This is a genomic window from Caballeronia sp. SL1002, assembly GCF_057814995.1.
In genome coordinates this window covers 45,045-70,674 of the sequence record NZ_JBYMUW010000005.1, presented here as the reverse complement: position 1 = coordinate 70,674, position 25,630 = coordinate 45,045, and the positions used below count along the sequence as shown (strand labels likewise).

The following is a 25,630-nucleotide window of genomic DNA, read 5'->3' as shown; positions in this document are numbered from 1 at the left end:
GTTTTCTTCATGGGTTCATCAGCGAATCCGCGGCCTTGTGGCCCGAGCGGATCGCGCTTTCGATGGTGGCGGGCAGGCCGGTCGCCGTCCAGTCGCCCGCCAGCATCAGGTTCGGCCAGCGCGTGCGCGTGCCCGGCCGAAGGTTTTCCTGGCTCGGCACGGCGGCGAACGTCGCGTGCTTTTCAGCGACGATCTGCCACGCGGGCATCGGCGTGACCGGCAGTTTGGCGGCCTTCGCCGCCTCCTGCCAGAGCGTGGCGGCGAGTTCCTCGCGCGGCGTGCCTAGCAGCCGTTGCGCGTCGTTTACCGTGATGGAAAGCCGCCCGTCGAAGGCGGACAGCCATTCACCGGTGCCGCGCAGCAAACCGGTCAGCGGCTCGAAGCCGTGCGGGGGATCGACGGCGAAATGCGCGCTGAGAATCGCGCGAAACTGGTCCGGTGCGCTCAAGCCCGGCACGAGCTGGCGGGCGGCATCGGGCGACACCGCCAGCGCGACGCCGTCGCCGGGAGCCACCGCGACCGCGCCGCCGTCGAAGTTCAGCGCGTCCACGCGGACTTTTGAATCCGTGCCCGCGAAGCCGATCCCGCGCAACGCCGCGCCGAGCCGGATTTCCGCGCCGCCATACTGCAAAAGGCGCAGCGCCGGTTCGACGAACGCGTGGCTCAAGCCGTTGCGCGCGACCAGCGGACGGCACGCCTGGCCGCCCGCCGCGAGCGTTTCGCGCAGCACGTTGCCGGCGAGGAGCGCGGCGCCGTCGGCGGGATCGGCGTTGAGAAGCGCCCGGACGAACGGCCGCACGAGGTCGTCCCAGAGACGGCCGCGCGCGCGCATCGATTCAGCGACGGTGCGCCCCGGCTTCGCCATGAACAGCGGCGCGAGCGCCAGATAATCGGTCCATTGCGTGCCGGGCACGCGCGCGCCGGAATCGAAGATCCAGCCCGGCATGCGGCTGTTCGAGAACTTCAGGGTCCAGCGCGCGCCCGCGCCGAGGTCGAGAAACGGATATTCCGGCAGCGTCGGGCCGACCAGTTCGTCCAGCGCGCCGATCACCCGCGCATATTTGAGCGTCGCGTGATAGCCGGAGAGGACGAGGTGATTACCGTTGTCGATGGTCGCGTTCAGCTTCCCGTCGAAATACGACCGGCAACGCCCGCCCGCGTGCGGCGCGGCGTCGTACAACACGACCCGCGCGCCGCGGCGCTGCAATTGCACGGCGGCGGCGAGGCCCGCCAGGCCAGCGCCGATCACGTGAACGAGACGGGCCATCAGAACAGGTGACGCGCGACGATCCACAACAAGCGCGACCGCGGCGTGCGCACTTTGGTGCGCGGCAGGTCGAAGCCGCGCTTCAGATTGGCGTCGAGAATGGTGCGGTACGCGCCCGACATGATGCGCGGCGCGCGCACGACGCCGCGCGGCGACGCGGCCATGATCGCGTCGGCTTGCGCGTAGTGGGCTTTCGCGCGCTCGGCAAGCGTCGCGCAGACGAGCGGCAGGCGCGCATCCGCGACGATTTCCGCCGGATCGGTCGTGGAAATGCCTTCGCGCGACAGCAGTTCGCGCGGCAGGTAGACACGGTGGATGCCGGCGTCTTCGTCGATATCGCGCAGGATGTTGGTGAGTTGCAGCGCGCGGCCGAGATGGTGCGCGAGGCGGCGGCCCGGATCTTCCTGCATCCCGAATATCCTCACCGATAACCGTCCGACCGCGCTCGCGACGCGATCGCAATACAGATCGAGCGTGGCTTCGTCGGGCGCGACGATATCTTCCGCCGCGTCCATGGCCATGCCGTCGATGACGGCGTGGAAGTCGTCGCGGGCAAGCTGGAACGTGGTGATGTGGTTCGTTAGCGTGACGAGCGATTTGCGCGGCGTGCCCGCGTAGCAGGCGTCGATGGCTTCGCGCCATTCGTCGAGCGCGAGCGCGCGTTCGCGGCGCTGCAGCGTGCCTTCGTCGGCGATATCGTCGACCGCGCGGCAAAACGCGTAGATCTGGTACATCGCGTCGCGCTGCGCAGCCGGCAGGATGCGCATGGCGAGATAAAACGAACTGCCCGACGTCACTTGCGCGGCGTCGGGTGTGGTTTCATCAGCGATCAGATTGGAAACGGCCAAGACGAACTCCGCTGTGGCGCCCCCAAGGGCAAAATTTAAGAGATCAGGCGATGACTTTGCGCCGCTGCGTGGAACCCAGCGGTGCGGCGGGAACGGCCAAGAGCCGCCGCGCGCGATGCCTGGAGCGGCGAAAAGTATAACAAGTTTGTCGCAATTAGCGGACGAGGGGTTGGGTTGCTGGCGCTCTGGTTTGGGTTGCTGGCGCTCTGGTTTGGGTTGCTGGCGCTTTGGTTTTGTTTGCCTGCGTGTGTCTGGAAACTTGCTCTCGTGTGCGTTTATTAGCTCTGCCCCTGTCCGGGGCGGGACTCACTTTCTTTGCTGCTGCAAAGAAAGTAAGCAAAGAAAGCAGCTTTTCCAGCTAAGCGTCCACCACACATAACCAGTCGGATAGGCGCGCAAGCTGATTCGGTCAGCGCGCAGTTATCCGTATTGGCACAGCACCTGTCAGTTCCATCCTCGCTGCGCGCGGACGACGGACACATCGAACACCAAAAACCGAAAACCGAAAACCAGAAGCCGAAAACCAAAACCGAAAACCAGAAACCAGAAACCAGAAACCAGAAACCAGAAACCGAAAACCGAAAACCGAAAACCGAAAACCAGAAACCGGCGGTTGGTTCGGTTTTTCGGTTATGCCGTTCCGGCAGGCGTTTATGCCTGCCGGGATGGATGAGCGGCTCCACTCTGTAGTGTGGTGCGATGGCCGAATCAGCTTGCGCGCCACTCCGGGTTACGGTTCGTGGTGGACACTTAGACGGTCACGCTGCTTTCTTTGCTTACTTTCTTTGCAGCAGTGTACAGACCGGAGACATAGCTGACAGGTGTACGGAGACATGGTTGACACTTTCGGGTAATCGAACGCCCGAAATCCTCCCATGCCGTGGAACGTAAAAGACACCATGAGTCTCCGACAGGAATTCGTTCAACTCGCCACCCAACGGCGCGTGCCGTTCAGCGAGTTGTGCCGACGTTTCAACGTCAGCCGCCAGACCGGCTACAAGTGGCTTGCCCGCCACTCGACGCAAGGCCTTGAAGGTCTCGTCGATCGCTCGCGTCGTCCGCACAACAGTCCCGCGCGCTCACCCGATGAGATCGTCGCCGTCGTGCTCGACCTGCGCCGCGAGTACGGCTGGGGCGGACGCAAGATCGAGCGTCGTCTGCAAGATCTCGGCCACGCCAATGTGCCCGCACCCTCCACGATCACCGAGATCCTGCGCCGTCACGACCTGCTCCACGCGCCTGAGGACAGACCGCAGCGGCCCTGGCAGCGCTTCGAGCACGAGCATCCGAATGCGCTGTGGCAGATGGATTTCAAGGGCGATTTCCCGACCCTGGAGGGTGGCCGCTGTGCGCCGCTGACCGTGCTCGACGACCACTCGCGCTTTAACATCGTGCTCGCCGCCTGCGGCCGGACTACCACGGAAGTCGTGCAGACCGAGCTCAAGCGGGCGTTTCGCTGCTATGGGCTACCGTCACGCATCAATACCGATAACGGTGCGCCTTGGGGCTCCCCGAGTGCGCCGGGCCAGTTGACCGAGCTTGCGGTGTGGCTGATCAGACTGGGTATTCACGTGAGCTACAGCCGACCGTATCATCCTCAGACGAATGGCAAGGATGAGCGATTTCATCGGTCGCTGAAAGCTGAAGTGCTGGCGCGGCACGTGTTCACGACCCACGCCCACGTGCAGCAGGAGTTGGAACGCTGGCGACAGGTGTACAACACGCAACGCCCGCATGAGGCGCTGGACCTGGCGACGCCGGTGAGCCGCTACCAGCCCAGCCCGCGGACGATGCCCGAGCATCTGCCAGAACCGCAATACGGGCCTGCCGACGAGGTGCTGCGGGTCAATTCAAATGGCCTGGTGCGTTTTAGAGGCGAGGCGCTGCGTCTGTCGACTGCGCTCAAAGGGCTGTACGTGGCCGCACGTCCAAAGCACGACGAAGACGGCGTAATTGAGTTCTGGTTTGCCCATCAACGCATTGCAAAACTTGACCTGAAAGCAGCAAAACCCTGAACATCAGGTGTCAACGATGTCCTCGTACATGTGTCAACTATGTCTCCGGTCTGTACACAGCAGCAAAGAAAGTGAGTCCCGCCCCGGACAGGGGCAGAGCTAATAAACGCACACGAAAGCAAGTTCCCAAGAAGCGCTGAACGACAAAAGCGAAGAGCGCCAGCAAACCCAAAACCGCCGCCCCGGACAGGGGCATCGCTAATAAACGCAAACGAAAGCAAGTTCCCAAGAAGCGCTAAACGACAAAAGCGAAGAGCGCCAGCAAACCCAAAACCGCCGCCCCGGACAGGGGCATCACTAATAAACGTACACGAATACAAGTTCCCAGGAAGCGCAGGCAAACAAAAACAAGAGCGCCAGCCCTAAACAAACCCCACCGATCGATTCCTCCCCTGCCGCTTGGCGCCATAAAGCGCGGCGTCGGCTTCATTCACGAGCGCCTCCGCCGACGACGTCACACCGCGCCGCGCCGCCGCGCCGCCGACACTCGCCGTCACGTTAACGGTCGTGCCATTCACGTCGATCGGCGCCTCGCAGATCGCGTTGCGCACCTTTTCGGCGACGACCATCGCGTCGTCGAGCGGCGTACACGGCAGCAGCAGCGCGAATTCCTCGCCGCCGAAACGCCCGAACACGTCCTGCGCGCGCACCGCGCGGGCGACGCGCTCCGCCATGACGCGCAGCACGGTATCGCCGACCAGATGGCCGAATTCGTCGTTGATGCGCTTGAAATGGTCCAGATCGAACAGCAGCAGCGACAACTCGCCGCCGTAGCGCTGCCAGCGCTGGAATTCGTCGCCGAGGCGCAGATCGAAATAACGCCGGTTCGCGATGCCCGTCAGGCCGTCGCGATCGGCGTATTCCTGCAGTTTCGCGACGGCTTCGTCGCGGGCGCGCTGCATCATCGCGGTGTGCGTCACGTCGGACACCGTCACACAAACCGCGATCACCTCGCGCTCGCGCGTGAGCGGCATGAACGTGCAGTCCTGCTGCATGTAGTCGACGCCGCCGGTGATCGGGCGGTCGTGATCGAATTTGAACAGATACGGCCGCTGTTCCCACGAACTGAACGCGAAACTGCCGAGCTGGAACACGCTCTCGACCTTGCGCGTCAGCCAGACGCGCGGCAGTTCGGGAAAGCTCATGAAAATGGATTTGCCGGCCACCTGTTCGGTTGTCTTGCCGCTGTGGTCCTGCATGAACCGGTTCCACATCACGACGTTCAAATCCCGATCCAGCACGAAAATGCCGAACCCGACCCGTTCGACCACCATTTCGCTTAAGACGTGGCGCAGTTCGTTCATAGGCTGGAGAGCAGTGCGTCGAGCGCTTCGCTCATGTGGCGGATCGAGTCCTCGGCCATCAGCATGACGAGGTGCGCGCGGAAACTCTGGTCTTCCAGCGCGAAATTCACTTCGAGCAGCAGCGCGGTTTTCCACGCGAGCGCGGCGGGCTGGAACACGGCGTCGAGCGCCATGTTCGTGCCGAGCATGCCGGGCGGCGAAAAGATCGGCGCGCGGCCGAGGCGGTCGAAAATGCACGACACGCACGCGCCCATCAGCACGTTCGCGACGTCGAAGACGAGTTCGTCCTGCGTCGTCGCCTCGTAGGCCGACTTCGTATAGGGATCGTCGACCAGCGCGCAAAGCTGCTCCACGCTGCCGCTTCGGCACAGCACGATCGCCTCGCCCTTGATGTCGGAGCGAAAGCCCTGCCGGACGGCAGTGACGGTATCGGTGATGCCCGTCATTGCGCGCAGCGTCGCGGCCGCCTCGCTCACGCCGACTACCTGCACGCGCGGCACCGACAACTCGATAAACCGCCCGAGCAGTTTGCCGAGACGCGTCGCCGCCTGCCCCATCGCCATGTTGGCGACTTCCTGCAGCGCGTCGCGCTGGTCTTCGTTCAAGGCTGGCTCAGACATGGAGGCCATACTCCTTCAGGACGGGCAGCAACGCCTCGGGCGTCACGGGCTTGGCAATGAACGCGATCGCGCCCAGTGCGCGGACACGCTCCTGCGCCATCGGCTGAACGTCCGCCGACACGACGATCACGAACGTGTTCAGGTCTTCATGCTGCAAGGCGTCGAGCACCTGATAACCCGTCATGTCGGGCATCGTCAGGTCCAGAAACATCACCGACGCCCGTCCCGCGCGATAGTGATCGAGCGCTTCCCGGCCATTGGTGGCATAGGAAATTTCGACGTCCCAGTCGTCCGGCAGCGCGCGGGTCATGACCTTGCGCGCTAGCAGTGAGTCATCGGCAATAACAATCGGCAAAGGCATGGTCGGCGGCGAGATTAACGGTTTGTTTCCCGGCTCGGGCAGTCGGATTTTCTGCTCTCGAACGGGATAACGGCGCAGCGCACGCATTCTTGAGTTAATCCGTTGTCGAGTTTTTTCGAAACGGCTGAATCAATTCGAACGGAAATGCGCGCGGGCGGCATCCGCGATAAATACGCGGTTTAAACGGCGCGACGCCGTCAGCGGCGCTGTCGGCTGTGAGGAATGCGAGCGGAACACGATGCGATACGTGAAATCGCCGTATGGTCAACCGTCAACGTTGGGATCATGGAACCAGCCCCGTACAGGATTCGCGCGGCCAGGCCGAATCGTTTTTCTTGGTCGTCCCTCGCGCGCCGCGTGACGCTGGATTCTCGCGAACCGCGCCTGACATTCCCCGGAAACGGTGCGCCAAGGTCTTTCGCTGCTGTTTGCGCTCTGCCGGCGTATAACAGTCAGACGATTCGATTGTCCGGCACAAAGGATGTCAAAGCAACTCGTCAAAACCCGGGAATCATGCAAAATCTTACCGAACCTCGCGGAGAGGAGTGAATTTTACTCTCACGATGAAATTCCGGTATTCATTTCTTCTTTTGTGTACGTTTGCGCTACCGGATCTCTCGCTGTTTAAAGGCATTTCGAAACGCACGAGCATTCGCCATTCCGGAGCGCTCGTTATTCGGCATGATTTATGCGGGACCGCAATGTTTATCGTGTCGCTGTAAGCGCTAATGCGGGCAGCCGGAGTAAAGCAATATCGGCCAAACGTTTGCGTGTTGAAAAGGCTTCGTCACGTTTAAGATGTCACGCCTTGGGACCGATGGAATCACCAGCTTGCTGAACCGGTTCCACGATTAACTCGATTAATCCGCGCTTCATGCAACGTACCGAATCGACACAGCGAATCTCGAATCATGACGCCGCAACGTGACGACCCGGACGCATTGCCGGCCGCCGAACACCGGCAGGACGAACCGCCGTTTCCGGCTGTCCCCGAGCGCAATTTCGCCGCCCAGCGCCTGACGCTGTATGGCTTGCTCGTCGCCGCCATTGTGTTGCCGTTCGTGTACGTGGTGATCGCGTCGTTTTCGGATTACCGCGAGCGCCAGGCCGACGCTAGCGAACTCGCGACCCGCAACGCGCGCGTCGCGGAAGAACACGCGCGCAAGGTGTTCGACATGAACGAGATGCTGAACGAGCGCATCGTCGATCTGGTCGAGGGCCGCGACGACAACGCAATCCGCCGCGACGAGTCCAACGTTCACGACAAGCTCAAGGCAATGAGCGAGGGCTACGCGCAAGTGGCGTCGGTGTCGATTTTCGGGATCGACGGGACGCTCCTGGCGACCGGCCGCGCGACGCCGCCGCCGCCGGTTTCGGTCGCCAATCGCGACGACTTCATCGGCGTGCGCAAAGGTCAGGTCATCGAGAATGTCTCGCGGGTGATGACCGGCCGCGTGTCCGGCGAAACGGTCTTCAACACCGCCATCGCGCGCCGCGCGCCGGATGGAAAGTTCGCCGGCATGGTGTCGATCGCGCTGCGCCCGGCGTATTTCAACGCGTTCTACCGCGAGCTTGTCGGCGATAACACCACGGTTTCGATCGGTCTTACGCGCGCAGACGGCGAGGTGCTCGCGTGGTATCCGGTGCGGCCGTCCGATCGCATGTCGCTCGCCGCGAGTTCGCCGCTGCGCGAGGCGTACAGCGGAGGCGGCCGCGCGGGCGTCGTCGAAATGCGCTCGGGACTCGACAACGAGCTGAAGATCGTCGCGTATCGCCGGGTGGGCAATTATCCGGTGTACGTGTCGAGCGGCTACCCGATTTCGACCATCTGGAGCGCGTGGTATCAACATCTGACGGTGCGGCTGGTGTCGCTGTTCGTGCCGTGCATCGTGCTCTGGGGCGTGTTGTGGCTGTCGTTGCGCCGCCTCGCCGCCGAGGAGGACGCGTGGGAGCGCTGGCAAGCCGAGGCGTCGATGCGGCGCTCGATCGAATCGGCTTACCGGCAGTCGCGCAAGATGGAAGCGCTCGGCAATCTGGTCGGCAGCGTCGCGCACGACTTCAACAACCTGCTGATGATCGTGTCGACCAACGTGCAGATCGCGCGCCGCCGTGGCGCGCCCGCGCTCGATCGCGAACTGTCCGCGATCGAACGCGCGCTCAAGGGCGGGCAGTCGCTCACGCGCCAGTTGCTCGGCGTCGCGCGGAAGCAACCGCTGCGCACCGAAACCATCGTGATCGGCAAGTGGGTGCCAGCGGGGCGCGAGTTGCTGCGCGCGTCGCTCGGCGCGAAGGTCGCGCTGCATCTGGAGGTCGCGCCGGACGTCTGGCCGGTCCGCGTCGATCCCGCCGAACTGGAGCTGGCGCTCATCAACGTGGCCGTGAACGCGCGCGACGCCATGCCGAACGGCGGCACGTTCACCGTCCACGCGGACAATATCCAGTTTCGTCACGAAGACGGCTTCCCGCTCACCGGCGATTTCGTGCAGCTCATGCTGGCGGATACCGGCTCGGGCATGAGTTCCGAGGTGCTCGGCCGCGCCTTCGAGCCCCTCTTCACGACCAAACCGAAAGGCATGGGCACGGGCCTCGGCCTGCCGCAGGTCTTCGCGTTTTGCGAGCGCGCGGGCGGTATCGCGACGATCGACAGCGCGATCGGTGCCGGCACCTCGGTGCGTCTGTATTTGCCGCGTGCGAGCGCCGTCGCCGCGCCCGCCGCGAGCGAACCCGCCGAAACCGTCGCGCCCGGCGAATCGCGCGGATTGCATGTGCTGCTCGTGGAAGACAACGAGGAAGTCGCCGCCGGCACCGAAGCGCTCCTGACCATGATGGGCCACACGGTCACGTACGTTTTCAACGCCGACGCCGCCATCGCTCTGCTCGACGACGCGCGCGCGAAGGCGCCGGCCGACGCAGCGCCGCCCTTCGATGTCGTGCTGTCGGATATCCACATGCCGGGACGCATGAACGGTATCGATCTCGCCGAAGCGCTGCAGGACGGCACGCCCCGCATTCCGGTGATCCTCGTGACAGGCTATGCCGAGGAACTGGATCGCGCGCGGCAGGTGGATGCACGCGTCCTGTCGAAACCATTCGATATCGCCCTGCTCGACTCGCTGCTCAAGGCGATCCGCGAAGGCGGCGCGGCGGCGGAGCGCGCCACGCGTTCCGTCGATCCCGAGCATGCACATCACCGTGCGGCCCGCTAGGGGCGCGCCGCGGCGCTTTTTCTACCGGTTTTGTAAAAATCACGCTTGCCCGCGACCCACCGACGCAGAGGTTACAAGCCCATGTGCAGGCCTCGCCGCCACCCGGCACGCGAGTTGCGGAGACTCGAACCATGCGCGGTAACGCCCGAGTTCGCCGCGCGCCTAAAACCGACCATCCGCCAGGAGGCTCACATGCGACACACCGTCATCGGAGTATTCGATACTTTCGCTCAGGCCGAAGACGCGCGCAGCGCGCTCGTCGCCGCCGGTTTCATGCGTGAAGACGTCGAACTGCAAGCGAATCCGCAACGCGACGACATGGCGGAGCCGTCCGTCACGGCAGGCGCGCAACCGCATGCCGATCAGGGCGTGCTCGCCAATATCGAACGCTTCTTCTCGATGCTGTTCGGCGGGCGTGAGCATCCGCCGGAAGTCGCCCATTATTCCGAAGCTGTGCGGCGCGGCGCCGTGCTGGTCGCGGTGGAAGCGATCGACGAATCGCAGGCCGATATCGCGCGGACGACGCTGTCGGATCAGGGCGCGATCGATATCGACGAACGGGCCGCTAGCTGGGGCACGCTCGGCAACACAGGCGACCGCGATCATTCCGTGCTCGACGAACTCGGCCTCGGCCGTGGCAGCGGCGTGCCGGGACGCGAGCCGGTGAATGATCCGCTGAGGGATCCGCTGAGGGATCCGCTGAATGATCCCGCCGCGATGCGCGCCGATCTGAACCGTACCCGCGCGTATCCGCGTAGTGAAATGGACAGCCCCGTGGGCAGCCCGATCAGCGAGGCCGCGCTCAACCCGGCGATGGACCCGCTGGCCGGCCGCGACGAACTTGCGCCGCTCGAACCGCACGATCCGATCGATCTGATCAATAACCCGAGCACGCCGTTTGCGCGCGAGGGCGTGCGCGATCCGCTAACCGGCGTGCGCGTGGACGATCCGATGATCGACCCGCTGAACGACACCCCGCAGCGCGATCCGCTGACGGGCGCCACGACGCGCGCCCCGCTTAGTGCCGCGACCACGCGGGATCCGTTGACCGGAACGAGCGCGGCATCGGCGGCCAGCTGGCGTCCGGTGAACACGCTCGATGAAACCGAGGCATCGGCGAACGATCCGCTCGGCATGGCGTCCGATGCACCGCTCGGCGGAACGCCTGCCCGCGTCCCGGACGAGTACATGGAGTACGAAGACGACTTCCGCAGCGATTACGACTCGAAGTACGCCGCCACGGGTTCGCGCTACGAAGATTACGAAGGCGCATACCGATACGGCGCGACAGCCGGCCGCGACACGCGTTTTCACGGCCGCAACTGGGACGACGAGATGGAAACCGAACTGCGCCAGGACTGGCACAGCCGCGATCCGGCCGCGGGCGACACGTGGGACCGCTTCAAGGCCGCGATCCGGCATGGCTGGGATCGCGTGACGGGTCATCATCACGTGTAAGGCGCTGATTCGGCGTTAAAAAGCCGCCAGTTCGCTCGTCGCGGGCTGGCGGCTTTTGCTTTGTATCGACGCTTAAGCGCTGACGAGTTTGACCCACGCCACGTATTTATCGACGAACGCCTGCAGATATTTACGCGTGTCGTCGCTCACGATCTTGCCGTCCGCGTCGATCCGCGCCGGATCGTGCTTGATGAACATTTCCGGCTGGCCGAGCAGCGGCACATCCAGATACGCCAGCACGCCGCGCAGATGCGACTGCGCGATGGCCGTGCCGATTGCGCCCACCGACGTCCCGATCACCGCGCCCGGCTTGCCGCCCCACGCGCTTTGGCCCCACGGCCGCGAACCCCAGTCGAGCGCATTCTTCAGCACGCCGGGAATCGACCGGTTGTATTCGGGCGTGACGAACAGCAGCGCGTTTGCATCGGCGATCTTTTGCTTAAACGCCAGCGCGACTTCCGGGTAATCGCTGTCGTAGTCCTGGCTATACAGCGGCAGATTGCCGATTTCGAGAAACTCGAACGAAAAATCGCTCGGCGCAAGCGAGATCACCGCGTGCGCGAGTTGCTTGTTGAACGAATCGCGACGCAGGCTTCCAACGACTACCGCAATCTTGTAAGTCATGGCTTGTTCCGTAAGTGAATGAATCGACGTTTCCGGATACCGCTCACTACGAACGCCATGATAAGCGCCGGAAGCTCAGTCCGTCGGCGCTGCTTCAAAAGAGGCAAGACCGAACGACGCCGTGCTTTACAAGGAATTCTCGACACTTATCCACAAAGTTATTCAGCGAAACTGTGGATAAGTCGACCCGACGTGATGTTATTCATCGACTCTCGCGTTTTTGTGCACCCACGCGACGTTTAGTTTGAGAGCCATAAACACGCGGGGATGCCCGAAGGCGTCGCAGAAAAGTTCACGCGCTATGCACTGTTACTTACACATAGCGCAACAATTCCGCGTGTTACTCGGCCTAGCCCCCGATCGAATCACCGATTGCCCCGATTCCGGCAACAATGTATTCGCTCAATGACTATCAATCTTCGATAGGTTTTCTCCTAAACTCGGAAATGTCCGATGCCCGCATCGCCCGAATATCTCCGAGAAGAAGGAAAACCAAATGAAACGCGCTCTGATTAGTAGCTTGTTGTTGTCGGCGGTTATCGTGGCCGCGCCCGTTCTTTCCACCGACGCGCTCGCGGAGCCCGCGCAGCAAACGCAACCGGCCGCCAAGTCCCGTGCGGAAGTCAAAGCCGAACTTGCGGCCGCGCGTCGCAACGGTGACACGCAAGCGGTAAACAGCCTGTCGTATCCGCAACTTCTGCCGTATCAAGCGAAACACGCGCAGAAGCGCGCGGGCTAAAGCTAGGAAACCGGATCTGCATGCATCGACGGCTAGAAAGCGCGCGTCCGGGGCAGCTCCTCCTCCACCTCGTCAGAGTGTGGTTTGGCCCGGCGCCACGCGCCGGGTTTTTTTACGCCTGCGCTAGAGCAACGCGGCGAGACATAGCGTGACGGTGACGAGCGAGACGATCGTCGAGAACAAGATCGCGCTCGACGTGACCGCCGCTTCCCGCGCGTAAAACTCCGCGAGCATGAACGGCCCCGTGCCGGTCGGCAGCGCGCTCAGGATCACCGCGGTTTTCGCCCACAGCGGCGGCAGCGCGAACACATGGAAAGCCAGCCACCACGTCAGCAGCGGTTGCGCGATCAGCTTCAGTCCGACCAGCGCGGCGGCTGTCCGGTTATCGCTCGCCTTTGCCTTTTCGGCGAGGAACAAGCCGAGCGCCACCAGCGCGCACGGACTCGCCGCGCCGCCCAGCAACTTCAGAAACGTCTCCGCGCCGCCCGATAACGGCCAGCCCGCGCCGCTCCACAGCGCGCCCGCGAGCGGCGCGATCAGCAGCGGATTCGTCGCCAGCGACTTCCCGACCTTGGCGGCAGTCGCGCCGATCCGCCGTTCCGTCTGCAAGCCCGACTCGATCAACACGATCGCCACGGCGAACAGCACGCACACCGTCATGATGGTCGCGATCACGGCGGGCGCGAGGCTCGCGTGCCCGAACGCGAGCAGGCAGAGCGGCAGGCCGACGAATCCGGAGTTCGGATAAGCGGCGTTCAGGCCGTCGATGCTGGCATCGGCGAGATGTCGGCCTTGCCGCATCCGTATCACGACCGTGATCCCGAACACCGCGAAGCAGCCGATCCCGAACACGGCGATGAACGCGGGTTGATCGAGCATGCTCCACGGCGTGCGGGCCATGATGTCGAACAGAAGCGCGGGCAACGCGAGATAGACGACAAAACGATTTAATTCCGACGACGCATTGGCCCCAAGCTTGCCAGTCTTCCGGCAAGCGAAGCCCGCGAAGATGAGACCGAAGACCGGCAGGATGATGGAGAGAAGCGGCGTGAATATCGACGAGAACAGCGCGGACATGAGCAAGTAGTGAGGACAGGCGGAAGGCGCAAGGATAGCGTCTGCGGACACCGCGCGCAGGGCCGCCCGCCTTGAGGTGAGACGTTTCGGGACCTGCGCGACGGTGAGTTGCGGGTCGTCGATAAAGCTCACGGTTCGCGGGTCTCAAGTATTTCTAACTAATTTTTCGCGCGCTCTCGAACCTCTCAAAACAGTTCGCGATTCGGCTGCAAGCCATTGGCGGATAAGGGTTTATTTGAATCGCCGATGCAACCGCCGTGCGTAGCGCAGGAATGGTTGTGCATGCGCAGATTCGCGCTTTATCGGGTTCGCGCCAGAGTGGATAAGCGATAGGTGAGGGAATCCGGGATCATCTGAAGTGCAGCGGGCCGTGGCTTTGGCGAACTTCGCGGCAGATTCAGCCACACTGACTAAAGCCTTATAAAACAATGCGTTGCCGAGTTCATCGCGAATTCACGTTAGGTGAAGAAATCGCGTGCGCGCGTTGATCGAACGGCTAAAGGTGAGCCTTTGCGGGATCATTCCACGACGCGGGGAATGCGGTTTGCTTTAAACAACGCTCTCGATCCAAGGACATGACCCATGAAACTCAAACGATCCTGCGCCGTAGGCGTCGCGGCCCTTCTCGCCCTTGGTGGCCTCGCAGTGCTGTCGGCATGCGCATCCAGCGCGGGTTCGAAAAGCGGCAATGCCCGAGTGCCGCAACCGGCCAAACCGGTCGATCTGGATCGCTACGTCGGCCGATGGTACGAGTTCGCGCGTTACGAAAATCGCTTCGAGCGGGATTGCGAAGCAGTCACCGCCGATTACGCCAAGCGCCCGGACGGGCTGGTATCGGTGGTGAACGCATGCCACGAAGGCGGTCTCGACGGACCGTTCAAGTCAGTGGAAGGCAAGGCGAAAATCGTCCCGGGATCGAACGCGACCAAGCTGAAGGTATCGTTTTTCGGTCCGTTCTATGTGGGCGACTACTGGGTACTCGACCGCGCCGACGACTACACATGGTCGATCGTCGGCGAGCCGAGCGGCCGTTATCTGTGGATCCTCACGCGCGAAGCCAGACCTTCCGCCGCTGAACGGACAGCGTTGATCGAAAGGGTTCGCGCGCTCGGCTACGACGTCGCGATGCTGCGCGAAACGAGGCATTAACCCGCGGCATTAACCCGCGGCGGTGATCCACGCCGCCGCACCGCGCCGCCGCACCGCGCCGCCGTTCATTCGATCAAAAACCGCTCCTTGTTCCTGCCCGCCATCCACGCCGGCGCCCGGCCGCGGCCGCTCCAGGTTTCGCCGGTTTTCGGATTGCGATACTTCGCGGGGAGCGGCGCCTTCTTGGCGGGCCTGCTGCGCGCCAGTTTGAAACCGAGTTCCTCGGCGGTCAGCCCGTAATCCGCGATCTTCGTCTTGATATCCTCGATTGCGTCCGCGACTTCCTTCTCTCGCGCGGCGGCCACTTCCTTATGGAGCTTCTCCAACTGCGCCGTCAATTGCTTGTAAGTTGCCATGAATTCGCTCCCTTTTTTGTTACGTCTTAGGAAAGACCGGCAAAAGTATGAAAAGTGCCGGATCTGACGTGTCGGCGCAAGTTCATTGGCAAGACGCGGCTCTCGCGTTTGGTTTTAATCGTCGATTGCGTCGTACAGGTGATGCTCGAAAATCTGTGCCATCGGGAACGGTGCGGGCGATTCGTCGCGGCGCTGGATCAACATCAAACCGATCATGTCTTCCACCGGATCGGCAAACCAGCTTGTGCCGAGCGCACCCGGCCAGCCAAACGATCCCTTAGAGCGATACCCGAGCACGCGTTGTCGCGCGGGATCGTCGACGATGGCGAGACCCAGCCCGAAACCCTGTCCCGCCCACACCGGATAGCCGAAAGCCGGAATCCGGCGCTGTTCCGGCGTCAGAAAGTTCGAGCGCATCAGATCGACTGATTTGTGAGACAGCAGGCGCGGCCCGTCTTCGTCGATCAGGCGTCCGCGCCCGAGCAACATGCGCGCGAAACGCAGGTAATCGTCGGCGGTGGACACGAGACCGCCGCCGCCGCTCTGGAAACGCGCGGGCTGAAGCCAGCGGCTCGACGTGCGGTGATCCTCGACCACCTGAGCGCCGTCCGCGCGGATCGCGTACGACGTGGAAAGCCGATCCGCGCGATCCGGCGGCACCACGAAACCGGTGTCGGGCATACCGAGCGGCTGAAAGATGCGCGTCTCGAAGAAATCGCCGAGCGTCTGGCCGGAAATCCGTTCGATCAAAATGCCGAGCACGTCGGTCGCGACGCCGTAATGCCAGCGCGTGCCCGGCTGGAACATCAGCGGAAGCCGCGCCACCCGGTCGAGCCAGTCGCGTGGATCGACCAGCGCGTCGAAACCGTTGAAGACGTCCGCGTAGCCTGCCGCGAGCGGTCCCACTGCAGTGAAGTGGTACGCGAAACCGGCGCGGTGCGTGAGGAGATCGAGCAGCGTGATCGGCGCGCGAGCGGCCTCGGTGCGATCGAGCGCGCCGTCCGCGTTCAGCAGCACGGCAGGATTCGCGAGCTCGGGCAACCAGTGGGCGACGGGCGTATCGAGCGTGATGTGCCCTTCTTCCACCAGCATCAACGCGGCGACGCTCGTGACCGGCTTCGTCATGGACGCGAGGCGGAACAGCGTGTCGCGGGCCATCGGCAATGCGGCCTCGCGGTCGCGCATGCCAAGCGCGTCCGCGTGCGAGATCTGGCCGCGGCGCCATGCGAGCGTCACGACGCCCGCGACGTCGCCCGCATTGACGAAATGCTGCATTGCCGCACGCAAGCGGGCGAGCCGGTCGGCGCTGAAGCCCGATCCGCTCGATACGGCACGCCCGCTCATCCCGCTTCCCGCTTTCGACATTGGAGTGCTCTCCGTCCGGATGAATATACGCAAGCCGGCGCAAACCGGATTCCGCGAGTCAGATGGAGACAATGTACCGCTTATCGGCGGGAAAGCCTGGAAGAAACGGCGGATTTAAAACGCGACGCGTTCAGGCGGCAGCCTGGAGTTCGGCCGCTTCGAGTTCGGCGAATTGAGCGTTGATCCGGCGCAGGCGATTTTGCTGTGCGGGAATGACGGCGTGCGATGAAACCGAATCGATACGGTTTCGCCAGTAGGCCAGCGGGATCCAATTAGCTGCGCTCACATGGCGGATTATTTGCTCAAGATGCCCGATATCCATTTCGATCTGACGATGATTCATTCTTTGGCCCGAATTCGTTATTTTTTGCGTTATCTTTGTTACTCGACATGCCTAATTTTCAGCAATCTCTTTTGACAAGAAGCTTTCGCACGCCCGGAGCGAAGTCAAAACGAGACCGAGGAGTGTTAGCAATCACCGTGCCTCGGTGCGCATGACCTGCAAAACGCCGTCCAGTAGGCGTTTTGAAGAATTGCCAGTGCCGAAAGTACTGTATGTTTCGAGGTTTTGGGCCAGTAAAACTGGTGACACGGCCACCGAATAGCCAGTCTTTTTATAGGCCAGCCGGAGCGAACCTGAGCGTCGAGATTACGCAATTCGAACATGACACTCATGCAATTTGCGAATCCGCAATCAATTGAGGCGCTTGGGAAAACGGCGCGTGAACGCATTGGGGTGACGATGGAGAGGAGATTATTTCCGCTCACCATCCACGATCTCGCACTAATCGTTTTTGCCGATAACCGCGCACCGGATTCGGGCGTAGTTTTATTCACTGAATTGAACGCAAACTGAGCCGCTTATCGAGTTTTTCGACGACGACTCGGATATCGCGTTCATCGTTCTGTTCGCGCGGACTCGGATGCCGCCGATGAAACCGCGCACACGCTGGCTTGATCAATTCACCCCGCAACTCGCGCGGGCGTTTCGCCTGCGGCTGGCACTGAATGCAAAACTCGCGAGTCACACGCAGGCAGAAGGCGCGGCAGTCACCATCGAGCATGACGGCCGCGTTTTGCGCAGCAACATCGCGGTAAAGAAGTTGCTCGCGCAGATTGCGCATATCGGCGCGCGATTCGGGAAATATCAGAAGACCGCGACCAACCGCCAAGCCGATCCGATCCGATCCGCTCACGCATCTGCCGCCGCGCGAGCCAGCGCCTCAGTGAGGCTTACTGAGGCTTCGCCTTGCACGCGATCAATATGCCGTACTGGCCGTTCGCGTCGGTTTGATCGAGGACATCGTAGGAACCGGCGCAAGTCGCGCGCGCGTTTTGCTGGCAGAGACTCCAGCCACCCGCCGCCGGACACTGGATCAGCGTGGTCGGCCGGCCGTCACTGGAAAAGAGCGGCGGCGCGCTGCTGCATGCCGCGAGCGACGTGGTGAAGAGCACTGCCAAACCGAGTTTCGCCCGCTTCATCCCAACCCCTTTTTCACGCTGTTTTTATGATTTCGCGAGTATGCCACGCGCGGCTTTCGCGTCGATATCAGCAGTTCATTGCACGCTACTTCTTCAAACTCCAGATATCGGCGTCGATCATTTCAAGACGCGCATCGATCTTCGCCTGCACGTCGGCGAGCGCCTGATTGTAGAAATGCACGCCGATCGACGCGGTCAGTTCGTCGAGCCATTCCTTCGCCTCGAACTGGCCGAGGCGGGTCTCGAAACGTTCGTCGGCCGAGCGCTGTAGTTGGGCGATCGCGAGCGCTTCGGTTTCCTTCGACAACACCGCATCCTGTTTTTTCATCGCGTTTCCGTTTAAAAACTCAAATCTCAATGCCGAGCGCGGCGATTTTCTTGTAAAGCGTCGCCCGCCCCAAGCCGATCCGCTGCGCCGCTTCCGTCACCCGCCCGCCGCACGCAAGCAACGCGTCCGAGAGAAAGCGCCGCTCGAAACCGGCCATGGCGTCGGCGTGCGACTGCGACGCGGCGGCGGACTGTGCTTCGTCGCCGGAAGCGGGCTGCAAGCGCGACGGGCCGATAAACGGCGCGAGCGTGCGTGCGTCGATATGTTCGCTGTCCGACAACATGACCGCGCGCTCCAGCGTGTTGCGCAATTCGCGCACATTGCCGGGCCACGGATACGCGCACAGCAAACGCCACGCGTCGTCCTGTAGAACGAAATGGCCCGCGTGGCCGGGCTGCGCCTGCGACGAGAGTTCTTCGAGGATCGCGTAGGCGAGCGCCTCGATATCGCCGAGCCGCTCGCGCAGCGGCGGCGCGTGGATCGTCAGCACGTTCAGCCGGTAAAAAAGATCCGCGCGGAAGCGGCCCGACGCGACGAGCGCGGGCAGATCGGCGGACGTCGCGGCGATAATCCGCACGTCCGCGCGCACGATCCGGTTCGAGCCGAGCGGCTCGAACTCCTTGTCCTGCAAGACGCGCAGCAGTTTGCCCTGAAGCGGCAACGGCATATCGCCGATCTCGTCGAGGAACAGCGTGCCGCCGCCGGCGAGTTCGAATTTGCCCACGCGGCCCTTCCGATCCGCGCCCGTGTACGCGCCCGCCGCCGCGCCGAAAAACTCGACTTCGAGCAACGTGTCCGGGATCGCCGCGACGTTCACCGTCACGAGCGGACGCGCGGCACGCGTGGATGCACCGTGGATCGCGTGCGCCAGCAGTTCCTTGCCGGTGCCGGTCTCGCCGAGCAGCAACACAGGTGACTCGACCTGCGCCGCGCGCCGCGCCTGGCGTTTCACTTCGAGACTCGCCGCGCTCGTGCCGACAAAACTCGCGAACGTATATTTCGCCCGCCGCGCCTGCGCGAGCGATTGCCGCGTCGCGATCAATTCCTGCTGAACGCGCGAATAGTGCGAAAAAAGCGGCGTGAGCGCCTTCATTTCGTCGAAGAGCGCGAAACCGATCGCGCCGACCGTCACGCCGTGATCGTCTTTCAGCGGCAGGCGCGTGACGACGAGCGGTTCGCGATCGGTCTCCAGCACGTCGAGCAGGATCGGCTTGCCCGTCGTCACGACCTCGCGCATCAGGCTGTTCGGAATGACCGATTCGCAGTCGCGCCCGATCGCTTGCTCCGGGTCCGAAAAGCCGAAACGCGCGGCGTAGCGCTTGTTGATCCACACGACGCGCGCATCCGCATCGACGATAAACGTGCCTTCGCTGAAATTCTCGAACGTCTTGAAGAGCGACTCCATCGCGCGGCGAAGGACGTCGTCGTAGTTCACTGGGACCGTGGTCCAGTCGTTATGCATCGTCCCCATCCTTTTTATAAATCTCGTTATAGAGACAGCATATCTCAGCATCGAGACAGCCCGCAAGACCTTATGCAGAGTGACATCCGAGGAACCCGCGCGCGCATTTTCGAGAGAGATTACGTCTCGTTTAATAGACGTTTTCGGTACAATTCGCGACACAGGCCGCGCGTAAGCTCGTCGTGTCGGCGATCAAGCGTTGTCCGAACGGCGTTGGCACGGAACCTGCATTTCGCCTTTCCGCGCGCAAGACCACACGACGCACACCGGGGCTTTACAAGAAGCCCGCTTGCCGGCGCCTACAAGAAACGCTTCTACAAGAATATTACGGAGACTCAATGTCCTTTATCGTCGTGCTCGCTGCACTGGTGTTCCTGATGCTGGCCGCCTATCGCGGTTACAGCGTCATCCTCGTCGCGCCGCTCGCCGCGCTGGGCGCGGTTCTGCTGACCGAACCGTCGGCGGTCGCGCCGGTGTTTTCCGGCATCTTCATGGAGAAGATGGTCGGCTTCGTGAAACTGTATTTCCCCGTCTTCCTGCTCGGCGCGGTATTCGGCAAGGTGATCGAACTGTCGGGCTTCTCCGAATCGATCGTCGCCGCGGCCATCCGCTATATCGGCAAGTCGCGCGTGAATGCGGTGATCGTGGCGGTGTGCGCGGTGCTCACGTACGGCGGCGTCTCGCTGTTCGTGGTGGTGTTCGCGGTCTATCCGTTCGCGGCCGAGCTTTATCGCCAGAGCAATATTCCGAAGCGCCTGATGCCCGGCGCGATCGCGCTCGGCGCGTTCTCGTTCACGATGGATTCGCTCCCCGGCACGCCGCAAATCCAGAACATCATCCCGACGACCTTTTTCAAGACGACCGGCTGGGCCGCGCCGTGGCTCGGCACGATCGGCTCGGTGTTTATCGTCGTGGTGGGGCTGACGTTTCTCGAATGGCGACGCCGCTCGGTCATGGCGACCGGCGAGGGCTACGGCACGTCGCTCGTGAACGAGCCGGAGCGCGTCGAGGCGAAGCAACTGCCGAATCCGCTGCTGGCGGTCGCGCCGCTGATCCTGGTCGGCGTGGCGAATTTCGTGCTGACCAAGTGGATTCCGGTCTGGTACGGCGCGAGCTACACGGTCGCCGCCGATGTGTTGCCCGGCAACGCGGCGCCCGTCACGACGGCGATCAAATCGGTCGTCGCGATCTGGGCTGTGGAAGGTGCGTTGCTGCTCGGCATCTTGCTGGTCGTGGTGACGGCGTTCGGCCGGGTGCGCGAGCGTTTTGCCATCGGCACGAAGGCGGCGGTCGGCGGCGCGCTGCTGGCGTCGTTGAACACAGCGTCGGAATACGGCTTTGGCGGCGTGGTCGCAGCGCTGCCGGGGTTTATCGTCGTGAAGGATGCGCTCAAGAGCATTCCGAATCCGCTCGTGAATGCAGCGATTTCGGTGAGTTCGCTCGCGGGGATTACGGGGTCGGCGTCGGGCGGGATGAGTATCGCGCTTGGGGCGATGTCGGATTTGTTCATCAAGGGTGCCGAGGCCGCGCATATTCCGCTTGAGGTGTTGCATCGGGTTGTCGCCATGGCGAGTGGCGGGATGGACACGTTGCCGCACAACGGCGCGGTGATTACGCTTTTGGCCGTGACGGGGCTCACTCATCGGGAGTCGTACCGGGATATTTTCGCTGTCACGATTATCAAGACGATGGCCGTGTTTTTTGTTATTGCGGTGTACTACTTGACTGGCGTTGTTTGAGGTGTGGGGCTGGCGCGGTCGGTTAAAACCTTCGGTTGGCCCGCGCTTTCACTGATTTTGATTTGCTAGCGCTCGTGGGTTTGTTTGCTTGTGCTTCCTGGGAACTTGCACCGGTTTGGTTTGCTGGCGCCCTTTGCTTTGGTTTGCATGCGCTTTTTGTGAACTTGCGTTCGTGTCGGTTTATTAGCACGCCGCTATGCGCGGCAGCAGTCACTTTCTTTGCTGCTGCAAAGAAAGTAACCAAAGAAAGCAGCTAGTCCGTCTAAGTGTCCACCACGAACCGTAACCGGGAGTGGCGCGCAAGCTGATTCGGCCATCGCACCACACTACAGAGCGGAGCCGCTCATTCATCCCGGCAGGCACGAAGTGCCTGCCGGAACGGCATAACAGAACAACCGAACCGACCGCTCACCAACGGTTTTTGATGTGCCCGTCGTCCTCGCGGAGCGAGGATGGAACTGACAGGTGCTGTGCCAATCCGAACGAACGCGAGTTAGCCTAATCAGCCTGCGTGCCTATCCGCTAGGTTATTCGAGGTGGACACTTCTGCGGATAAGCTGCTTTCTTTGGTTACTTTCTTTGCAGCAGCAAAGAAAGTGACTGCTGCCGCGCATAGCGGCGTGCTAATAGACCGACACGAAAGCAAGTTCAAAAGAAGCGCAGGCAAGCAAACAAACCCACGAGCGCCAGCGAAAAACCAAACCCAAGGAAACCCCAAAAAATGACCACACCGACCCAAAAACCGCTGTCCGGCAAGACAGCCCTAGTCACGGGCTCAACGAGCGGCATCGGCTTGGGCATCGCCACAGCACTGGCCGAAGCAGGCGCAAACCTCGTGCTGAACGGTTTCGGCGACGTGTCCGGCGCGATCGCCCACATCGAGGCGACCGGCGCGAAAGCCGTCCACCACGGCGCGGACATGACAAAGCCCGCCGAAATCGAGGCGATGATCGCCTTCGCCGCCGACTCGTTCGGCACCGTCGATATTCTCGTGAACAACGCGGGCATCCAGCACGTCGCGACCGTCGATACGTTCCCAGTCGAAAGCTGGGACGCAATCATCGCGATCAACCTCAGCTCGGCGTTCCACACCATGCGCGTCGCCCTGCCCGCCATGCGCGAACACGGCTGGGGCCGCGTCATCAATGTGGCCTCGGTCCACGGGCTGGTCGGATCGGCCGGGAAGTCGGCCTATGTCGCGGCCAAACACGGCATCGTCGGGCTGACGAAAGTGGCGGCGCTCGAAAACGCGCGCACCGGCGTGACGGTAAACGCCATTTGCCCCGGCTTCGTGCTGACGCCGCTGGTGCAAAAGCAGATCGACGATCTCGCGCAGCGCGAATCGCTCACGCCCGACGCGGCGCGCGCGAAATTGCTCGGCGATAAACAGCCGTCGGCGGAATTCGTGACGCCGCAACAAATCGGCGATCTGGCCGTGTTCCTCTGCTCCGACGCCGCGAAGGAAATGCGCGGCTCGGCGCTGACCATCGACGGCGGCTGGACCGCTCAATAACGCGCCCGAAGTGGCGACCGCGAGCAGCGAGCAAGCCAAGGGCATCCCGCCCCGACGCGTCCCAGCCTAACGCATCCCGCCCCGACGCGTCCCAGCCTAACGCGCCCGCCCCGACGCGTCCCAGCCTAACGCGGCCCGGCCTGAAAACCCGCGTCAGTTGGTACTATCGAGGTTCCCCCACAAGGAGTCTCCAATGACCTCTGAAGCCAATCGCGCGGAAGAAGCGCGAGCGATGGAACGTATCGTCAACGCGACGCGGCAGGTGCAGTCCGCCTTCACCGCATTGCAAGGCCAGTTTCCCCCGGCGGGCGATGGCCGCCCGTCGCAAATCGCACTGCAAACATTCGACGCCGCGCTGCAGGAACTCGAAGAAGCGCAAGGCGCCTTCGACACCATGCTCAACGACCTCTTCGACGGCAACCGCTGAATCCGGCGCTCAAGCGTTGCGCAACTCGCCCACGGCGGCAGCGGTCGCGGGCGCCGCCGCGTCGGGCGTAGCGCCTTCGGGCGGATTCAGGCCGGCCCAAGACACGCCGTCGTGCGTCTGCCGGCGCGCAGCGGCGACGCTCGCATCGACGAGTTCCTTGAACGACGTCGCCGCCGAGGTCTTGCGCACCAGCGCTTCGCCCGGCAACGCGGTTTCCGGCACGACCAGCCCGACGATCAGGTCCGCCGCCGTCGCCCGCTGATGCAGCCGGCGCAGCAGGTTGCGCAGATACGGCGGCGATTCGGCGGCATCGAACGACACCACGCAAATAATCGACACGCCCGACAGGTCCACTTCCCCGAAGCGGTTGCGCGAAAAGCGTTCGTAGCCCGTCAGATCCGCGCCGAGCCCGTGCTTCCGGAAAAGCTGCACGGCGATATTCGCGGCGAGATCGTCCAGTTCGCCACGCCCGGCAATACACAGCACCGATGCCGTATGCCCTTCCGCTGCTGCATCGAAACGACCGGGCGGCGACTCGTGGCTAATGCCCTTCTCGTCGTCCGACATTTCGAGCGCGGCGGGCGGCTCGTCCTCCTTCATCTTCGCCGTCACCACGTCCTCGACGTCCTCCAGTCCTTCGATGATATCCAGCGCAGATTCGTTGATCCGCCGCAATTGATCGACCGTGACCACGCCGCGCAGCACGTCGTTGTGCGCGAGGCGCAACCCGGCGAGCGCCACTTCGTCGTAATAGGCGGAAAGCGAGCGCTCCTTCAATAACGATTCGGCCTGGACCAGCGCCTCGTCGGGATCGTTCGCCAAGAGGCGCTGATAAAAATTTTCGGCGGGCGTGAGCGCGGGCCGGTCGCCGAACAGCACGTCGAGGAACTCCAGCCGGTCCACGTGCCGCCCGAGAATCACGAGACACAGCGTGAGCGGCGTCGACAGCACGAGCCCGATCGGCCCCCAGATCCAGCTCCAGAACACCGCCGCGACGATCACCGCGAACGGCGAAAGCCCCGTGCTGTGTCCGTACAACAGCGGTTCGACGACCTGCCCGGCGACGATATCGGTGACGCCGTACAAGACCAGCGTCCAGATCAGCATGCTCCAGCCGGGACCGACCGCCGCCGCAAAAATCAGCGCGACCAGCGCGGCGATCCACGTTCCGACGTAGGGCACGAAGCGCAGCAGCGCGGTCAGGACGCCGAATAGCAGCGCGCCGGGCACGCCGATGATCGCGAGTCCGATCGCGACGACGATGCCCACGCCCAGATTGATGCCGAGTTGCGCGAGGAAATAGCGCGACAGACGGCGCGCGGCTTCATCCATTGCGGTCGTGGCGCGGTGCAGATCGCGCGAACCGAAGAGGCGAATCAGCCGATCGCGCAAATCCTCGCGCTGCAACAGGATAAAAATCGCCACCACGAGCACGATGCCGGTGGTTTCGAGCGGACTGATGACCGGCGCGAGGAAGCGCTGCGCCAGTTCGAGCGGCGACGGCGACGGCTCGTGGACTTCGACGGGCATCGGCGCGTCGATGGGCGACGTCGCGGGATTTTCGTTCTTGCGCGCTTCCTGCTCGCGCGCGGGCGAAAGCCGTTTGAGCGCGGTCGAAGCGCGGCCGAGAAACTCATCCGCGCGGCCGACGGTTTGTTGCTGAACGCGTTCGATCTTCCGCTCGACGGCCACCTGATATTGCGGCAAATCGCCGGCCAGTTGCGCGACCTGAGCGCCGATCAGCGCGCCGACCGCCGTGAGCACGGACAGCGCGACCAGCACCGCGACGATCACCGAGGGCACCTGCCCGAACTTGAGCCGCCGCAACAGGTCGACGAACGGCGCGACGAGGAAGCTGAGCAGCACGGCTAGGATGATCGGAATGAGGACGGCGCGGCCGAAATACAGCGCGCAGATGACCACGACGCCGGTAATGAGCGAGGTGAGTGCGCGCACGCCGGGGGCGTCGGGCGGCAAAACTTTGGCGGGCGGCCGGCGGGGACTCGAGGGCGTGCTCATGAAATTTTTCTCTTGTTCTGTCTTGGGCGGCTTGGGCGGCGCGTGAGCCAAGCGTTGCGGACCGTCGACTGCGGCACGCGGGCGTCTGCTTGGTCAGTATTTGAGCAAGGCGCGTGCCATTTGCCCGGCGACGGCACGACGCGCGGGATCGAGGGTGAGAATATTCAGGAGATAAAGGGTGAGGCAATGCGGGAGCGGAGGTTAAAAGTAGGCGACGAATCCGCACTGCGATTCGTTTCACAAGGACGACGCACCCAGAAGAGTAGAACGG

At 62.9% G+C, this 25,630-nt stretch carries 25 protein-coding genes; 9 read left to right on the top strand and 16 right to left on the bottom strand.

Features of this window, described 5'->3' with window-relative positions; translation table 11 throughout:
- Window positions 1–7: 7 nt before the first annotated feature.
- The 3 genes from hpnE to AC3D25_RS24785 form a co-directional block, all read right to left on the bottom strand.
- On the bottom strand, window positions 8–1,267 hold the full coding sequence (gene hpnE / locus AC3D25_RS24795; RefSeq protein ID WP_488891136.1) for a hydroxysqualene dehydroxylase HpnE: 1,260 nt from the start codon (window positions 1,265–1,267) through the stop codon (window positions 8–10).
- The gene (gene hpnD, locus AC3D25_RS24790; protein ID WP_488891135.1) at window positions 1,267–2,115 is read right to left on the bottom strand and encodes a presqualene diphosphate synthase HpnD; all 849 of its coding nucleotides are present in this window, start codon (window positions 2,113–2,115) and stop codon (window positions 1,267–1,269) included. Before hpnD ends, hpnE begins: the two co-directional genes overlap by 1 nt.
- 278 nt (window positions 2,116–2,393) lie before the next feature.
- Window positions 2,394–2,798, bottom strand: a complete 405-nt coding sequence (locus tag AC3D25_RS24785; RefSeq protein WP_488891134.1) for a hypothetical protein — start codon at window positions 2,796–2,798, stop codon at window positions 2,394–2,396.
- 192 nt (window positions 2,799–2,990) lie between these two features.
- Between AC3D25_RS24785 and AC3D25_RS24780 the strand changes: the two genes are divergently transcribed.
- Window positions 2,991–4,130: an IS481 family transposase gene (locus AC3D25_RS24780; RefSeq protein ID WP_488888149.1), complete on the top strand. Its 1,140-nt coding sequence runs from the start codon at window positions 2,991–2,993 to the stop codon at window positions 4,128–4,130.
- A gap of 362 nt (window positions 4,131–4,492) precedes the next feature.
- Here AC3D25_RS24780 and AC3D25_RS24775 read toward each other — a convergent pair whose 3' ends face one another.
- The 3 genes from AC3D25_RS24775 to AC3D25_RS24765 are packed head-to-tail and all read right to left on the bottom strand — an operon-like array spanning window position 4,493 to window position 6,415.
- Window positions 4,493–5,434: a sensor domain-containing diguanylate cyclase gene (locus AC3D25_RS24775; protein ID WP_488891133.1), complete on the bottom strand. Its 942-nt coding sequence runs from the start codon at window positions 5,432–5,434 to the stop codon at window positions 4,493–4,495.
- Window positions 5,431–6,054, bottom strand: a complete 624-nt coding sequence (locus AC3D25_RS24770) for a chemotaxis protein CheC (RefSeq protein ID WP_488891132.1) — start codon at window positions 6,052–6,054, stop codon at window positions 5,431–5,433. The genes AC3D25_RS24775 and AC3D25_RS24770 overlap by 4 nt, the downstream gene beginning before the upstream one ends.
- Window positions 6,047–6,415, bottom strand: a complete 369-nt coding sequence (locus AC3D25_RS24765) for a response regulator (RefSeq protein WP_488891131.1) — start codon at window positions 6,413–6,415, stop codon at window positions 6,047–6,049. Before AC3D25_RS24765 ends, AC3D25_RS24770 begins: the two co-directional genes overlap by 8 nt.
- Window positions 6,416–7,326: 911 nt before the next feature.
- Here AC3D25_RS24765 and AC3D25_RS24760 point away from each other — a divergent pair.
- Window positions 7,327–9,621 (top strand): hybrid sensor histidine kinase/response regulator, encoded by a 2,295-nt coding sequence (locus AC3D25_RS24760; RefSeq protein WP_488891130.1) that lies wholly within the window; start codon window positions 7,327–7,329, stop codon window positions 9,619–9,621.
- Window positions 9,622–9,813: 192 nt separating this feature from the next.
- Complete coding sequence (locus tag AC3D25_RS24755; RefSeq protein WP_488891129.1) at window positions 9,814–11,079, top strand: hypothetical protein; 1,266 nt, start codon at window positions 9,814–9,816, stop codon at window positions 11,077–11,079.
- Window positions 11,080–11,151: 72 nt separating this feature from the next.
- Here the strand turns inward: AC3D25_RS24755 and AC3D25_RS24750 are convergent, their stop codons facing one another.
- Window positions 11,152–11,703: an NADPH-dependent FMN reductase gene (locus tag AC3D25_RS24750; protein ID WP_488891128.1), complete on the bottom strand. Its 552-nt coding sequence runs from the start codon at window positions 11,701–11,703 to the stop codon at window positions 11,152–11,154.
- 496 nt (window positions 11,704–12,199) lie between these two features.
- On the opposite strand from AC3D25_RS24750, the gene AC3D25_RS24745 reads away from it, so the two are divergent.
- Entirely contained in the window at window positions 12,200–12,442 is a 243-nt protein-coding gene (locus AC3D25_RS24745; RefSeq protein ID WP_488891127.1) for a DUF4148 domain-containing protein, read from the top strand.
- 123 nt (window positions 12,443–12,565) lie between these two features.
- On the opposite strand, the gene AC3D25_RS24740 is transcribed toward AC3D25_RS24745, so the two are convergent.
- Window positions 12,566–13,519, bottom strand: coding sequence for an AEC family transporter (locus AC3D25_RS24740; RefSeq protein ID WP_488891126.1), 954 nt, complete (start codon window positions 13,517–13,519; stop codon window positions 12,566–12,568).
- 582 nt (window positions 13,520–14,101) lie between these two features.
- Here AC3D25_RS24740 and AC3D25_RS24735 point away from each other — a divergent pair.
- A complete protein-coding gene (locus tag AC3D25_RS24735; protein WP_488891125.1) occupies window positions 14,102–14,668 on the top strand; it encodes a lipocalin family protein in 567 nt (188 codons plus the stop codon).
- 65 nt (window positions 14,669–14,733) lie between these two features.
- Here the strand turns inward: AC3D25_RS24735 and AC3D25_RS24730 are convergent, their stop codons facing one another.
- The 3 genes from AC3D25_RS24730 to AC3D25_RS24720 form a co-directional block, all read right to left on the bottom strand.
- Window positions 14,734–15,024 (bottom strand): H-NS histone family protein, encoded by a 291-nt coding sequence (locus AC3D25_RS24730; RefSeq protein ID WP_488891124.1) that lies wholly within the window; start codon window positions 15,022–15,024, stop codon window positions 14,734–14,736.
- A gap of 114 nt (window positions 15,025–15,138) precedes the next feature.
- Window positions 15,139–16,389, bottom strand: a complete 1,251-nt coding sequence (locus AC3D25_RS24725) for a serine hydrolase domain-containing protein (protein ID WP_488891123.1) — start codon at window positions 16,387–16,389, stop codon at window positions 15,139–15,141.
- A gap of 130 nt (window positions 16,390–16,519) precedes the next feature.
- Window positions 16,520–16,732, bottom strand: coding sequence for a hypothetical protein (locus tag AC3D25_RS24720; protein WP_488891122.1), 213 nt, complete (start codon window positions 16,730–16,732; stop codon window positions 16,520–16,522).
- A 321-nt stretch (window positions 16,733–17,053) separates the two neighbouring features.
- Between AC3D25_RS24720 and AC3D25_RS24715 the strand changes: the two genes are divergently transcribed.
- Window positions 17,054–17,245, top strand: a complete 192-nt coding sequence (locus AC3D25_RS24715; protein ID WP_488891121.1) for a hypothetical protein — start codon at window positions 17,054–17,056, stop codon at window positions 17,243–17,245.
- Here the strand turns inward: AC3D25_RS24715 and AC3D25_RS24710 are convergent.
- The 4 genes from AC3D25_RS24710 to AC3D25_RS24695 all read right to left on the bottom strand — a co-directional run bounded on the left by AC3D25_RS24710 (window position 17,223) and on the right by AC3D25_RS24695 (window position 19,661).
- Window positions 17,223–17,513, bottom strand: a complete 291-nt coding sequence (locus tag AC3D25_RS24710) for a hypothetical protein (protein WP_488891120.1) — start codon at window positions 17,511–17,513, stop codon at window positions 17,223–17,225. The two genes, AC3D25_RS24715 and AC3D25_RS24710, sit on opposite strands and share 23 nt — an antisense overlap.
- Before the next feature lie 109 nt (window positions 17,514–17,622).
- Window positions 17,623–17,871 (bottom strand): hypothetical protein, encoded by a 249-nt coding sequence (locus AC3D25_RS24705; protein WP_488891119.1) that lies wholly within the window; start codon window positions 17,869–17,871, stop codon window positions 17,623–17,625.
- An 85-nt stretch (window positions 17,872–17,956) separates the two neighbouring features.
- Window positions 17,957–18,199: a DUF2164 domain-containing protein gene (locus AC3D25_RS24700; protein ID WP_488891118.1), complete on the bottom strand. Its 243-nt coding sequence runs from the start codon at window positions 18,197–18,199 to the stop codon at window positions 17,957–17,959.
- 19 nt (window positions 18,200–18,218) lie between these two features.
- Window positions 18,219–19,661, bottom strand: coding sequence for a sigma-54 interaction domain-containing protein (locus tag AC3D25_RS24695; protein ID WP_488891117.1), 1,443 nt, complete (start codon window positions 19,659–19,661; stop codon window positions 18,219–18,221).
- A 338-nt stretch (window positions 19,662–19,999) separates the two neighbouring features.
- Here AC3D25_RS24695 and AC3D25_RS24690 point away from each other — a divergent pair, with 338 nt between their 5' ends.
- The 3 genes from AC3D25_RS24690 (at window position 20,000) to AC3D25_RS24680 (ending at window position 23,340) form a co-directional block, all read left to right on the top strand.
- Entirely contained in the window at window positions 20,000–21,400 is a 1,401-nt protein-coding gene (locus AC3D25_RS24690; protein ID WP_488891116.1) for a GntP family permease, read from the top strand.
- 721 nt (window positions 21,401–22,121) lie between these two features.
- On the top strand, window positions 22,122–22,913 hold the full coding sequence (locus tag AC3D25_RS24685; protein WP_488891115.1) for a 3-hydroxybutyrate dehydrogenase: 792 nt from the start codon (window positions 22,122–22,124) through the stop codon (window positions 22,911–22,913).
- Between the two features lie 193 nt (window positions 22,914–23,106).
- Window positions 23,107–23,340 carry a hypothetical protein gene (locus AC3D25_RS24680; RefSeq protein WP_488891114.1) on the top strand — a complete coding sequence of 78 codons (234 nt, stop codon included), beginning with the start codon at window positions 23,107–23,109 and terminating at the stop codon, window positions 23,338–23,340.
- Window positions 23,341–23,349: 9 nt separating this feature from the next.
- Here the strand turns inward: AC3D25_RS24680 and AC3D25_RS24675 are convergent, their stop codons facing one another.
- Entirely contained in the window at window positions 23,350–25,359 is a 2,010-nt protein-coding gene (locus tag AC3D25_RS24675) for an AI-2E family transporter (protein WP_488891113.1), read from the bottom strand.
- Between the last annotated feature and the right edge of the window lie 271 nt (window positions 25,360–25,630).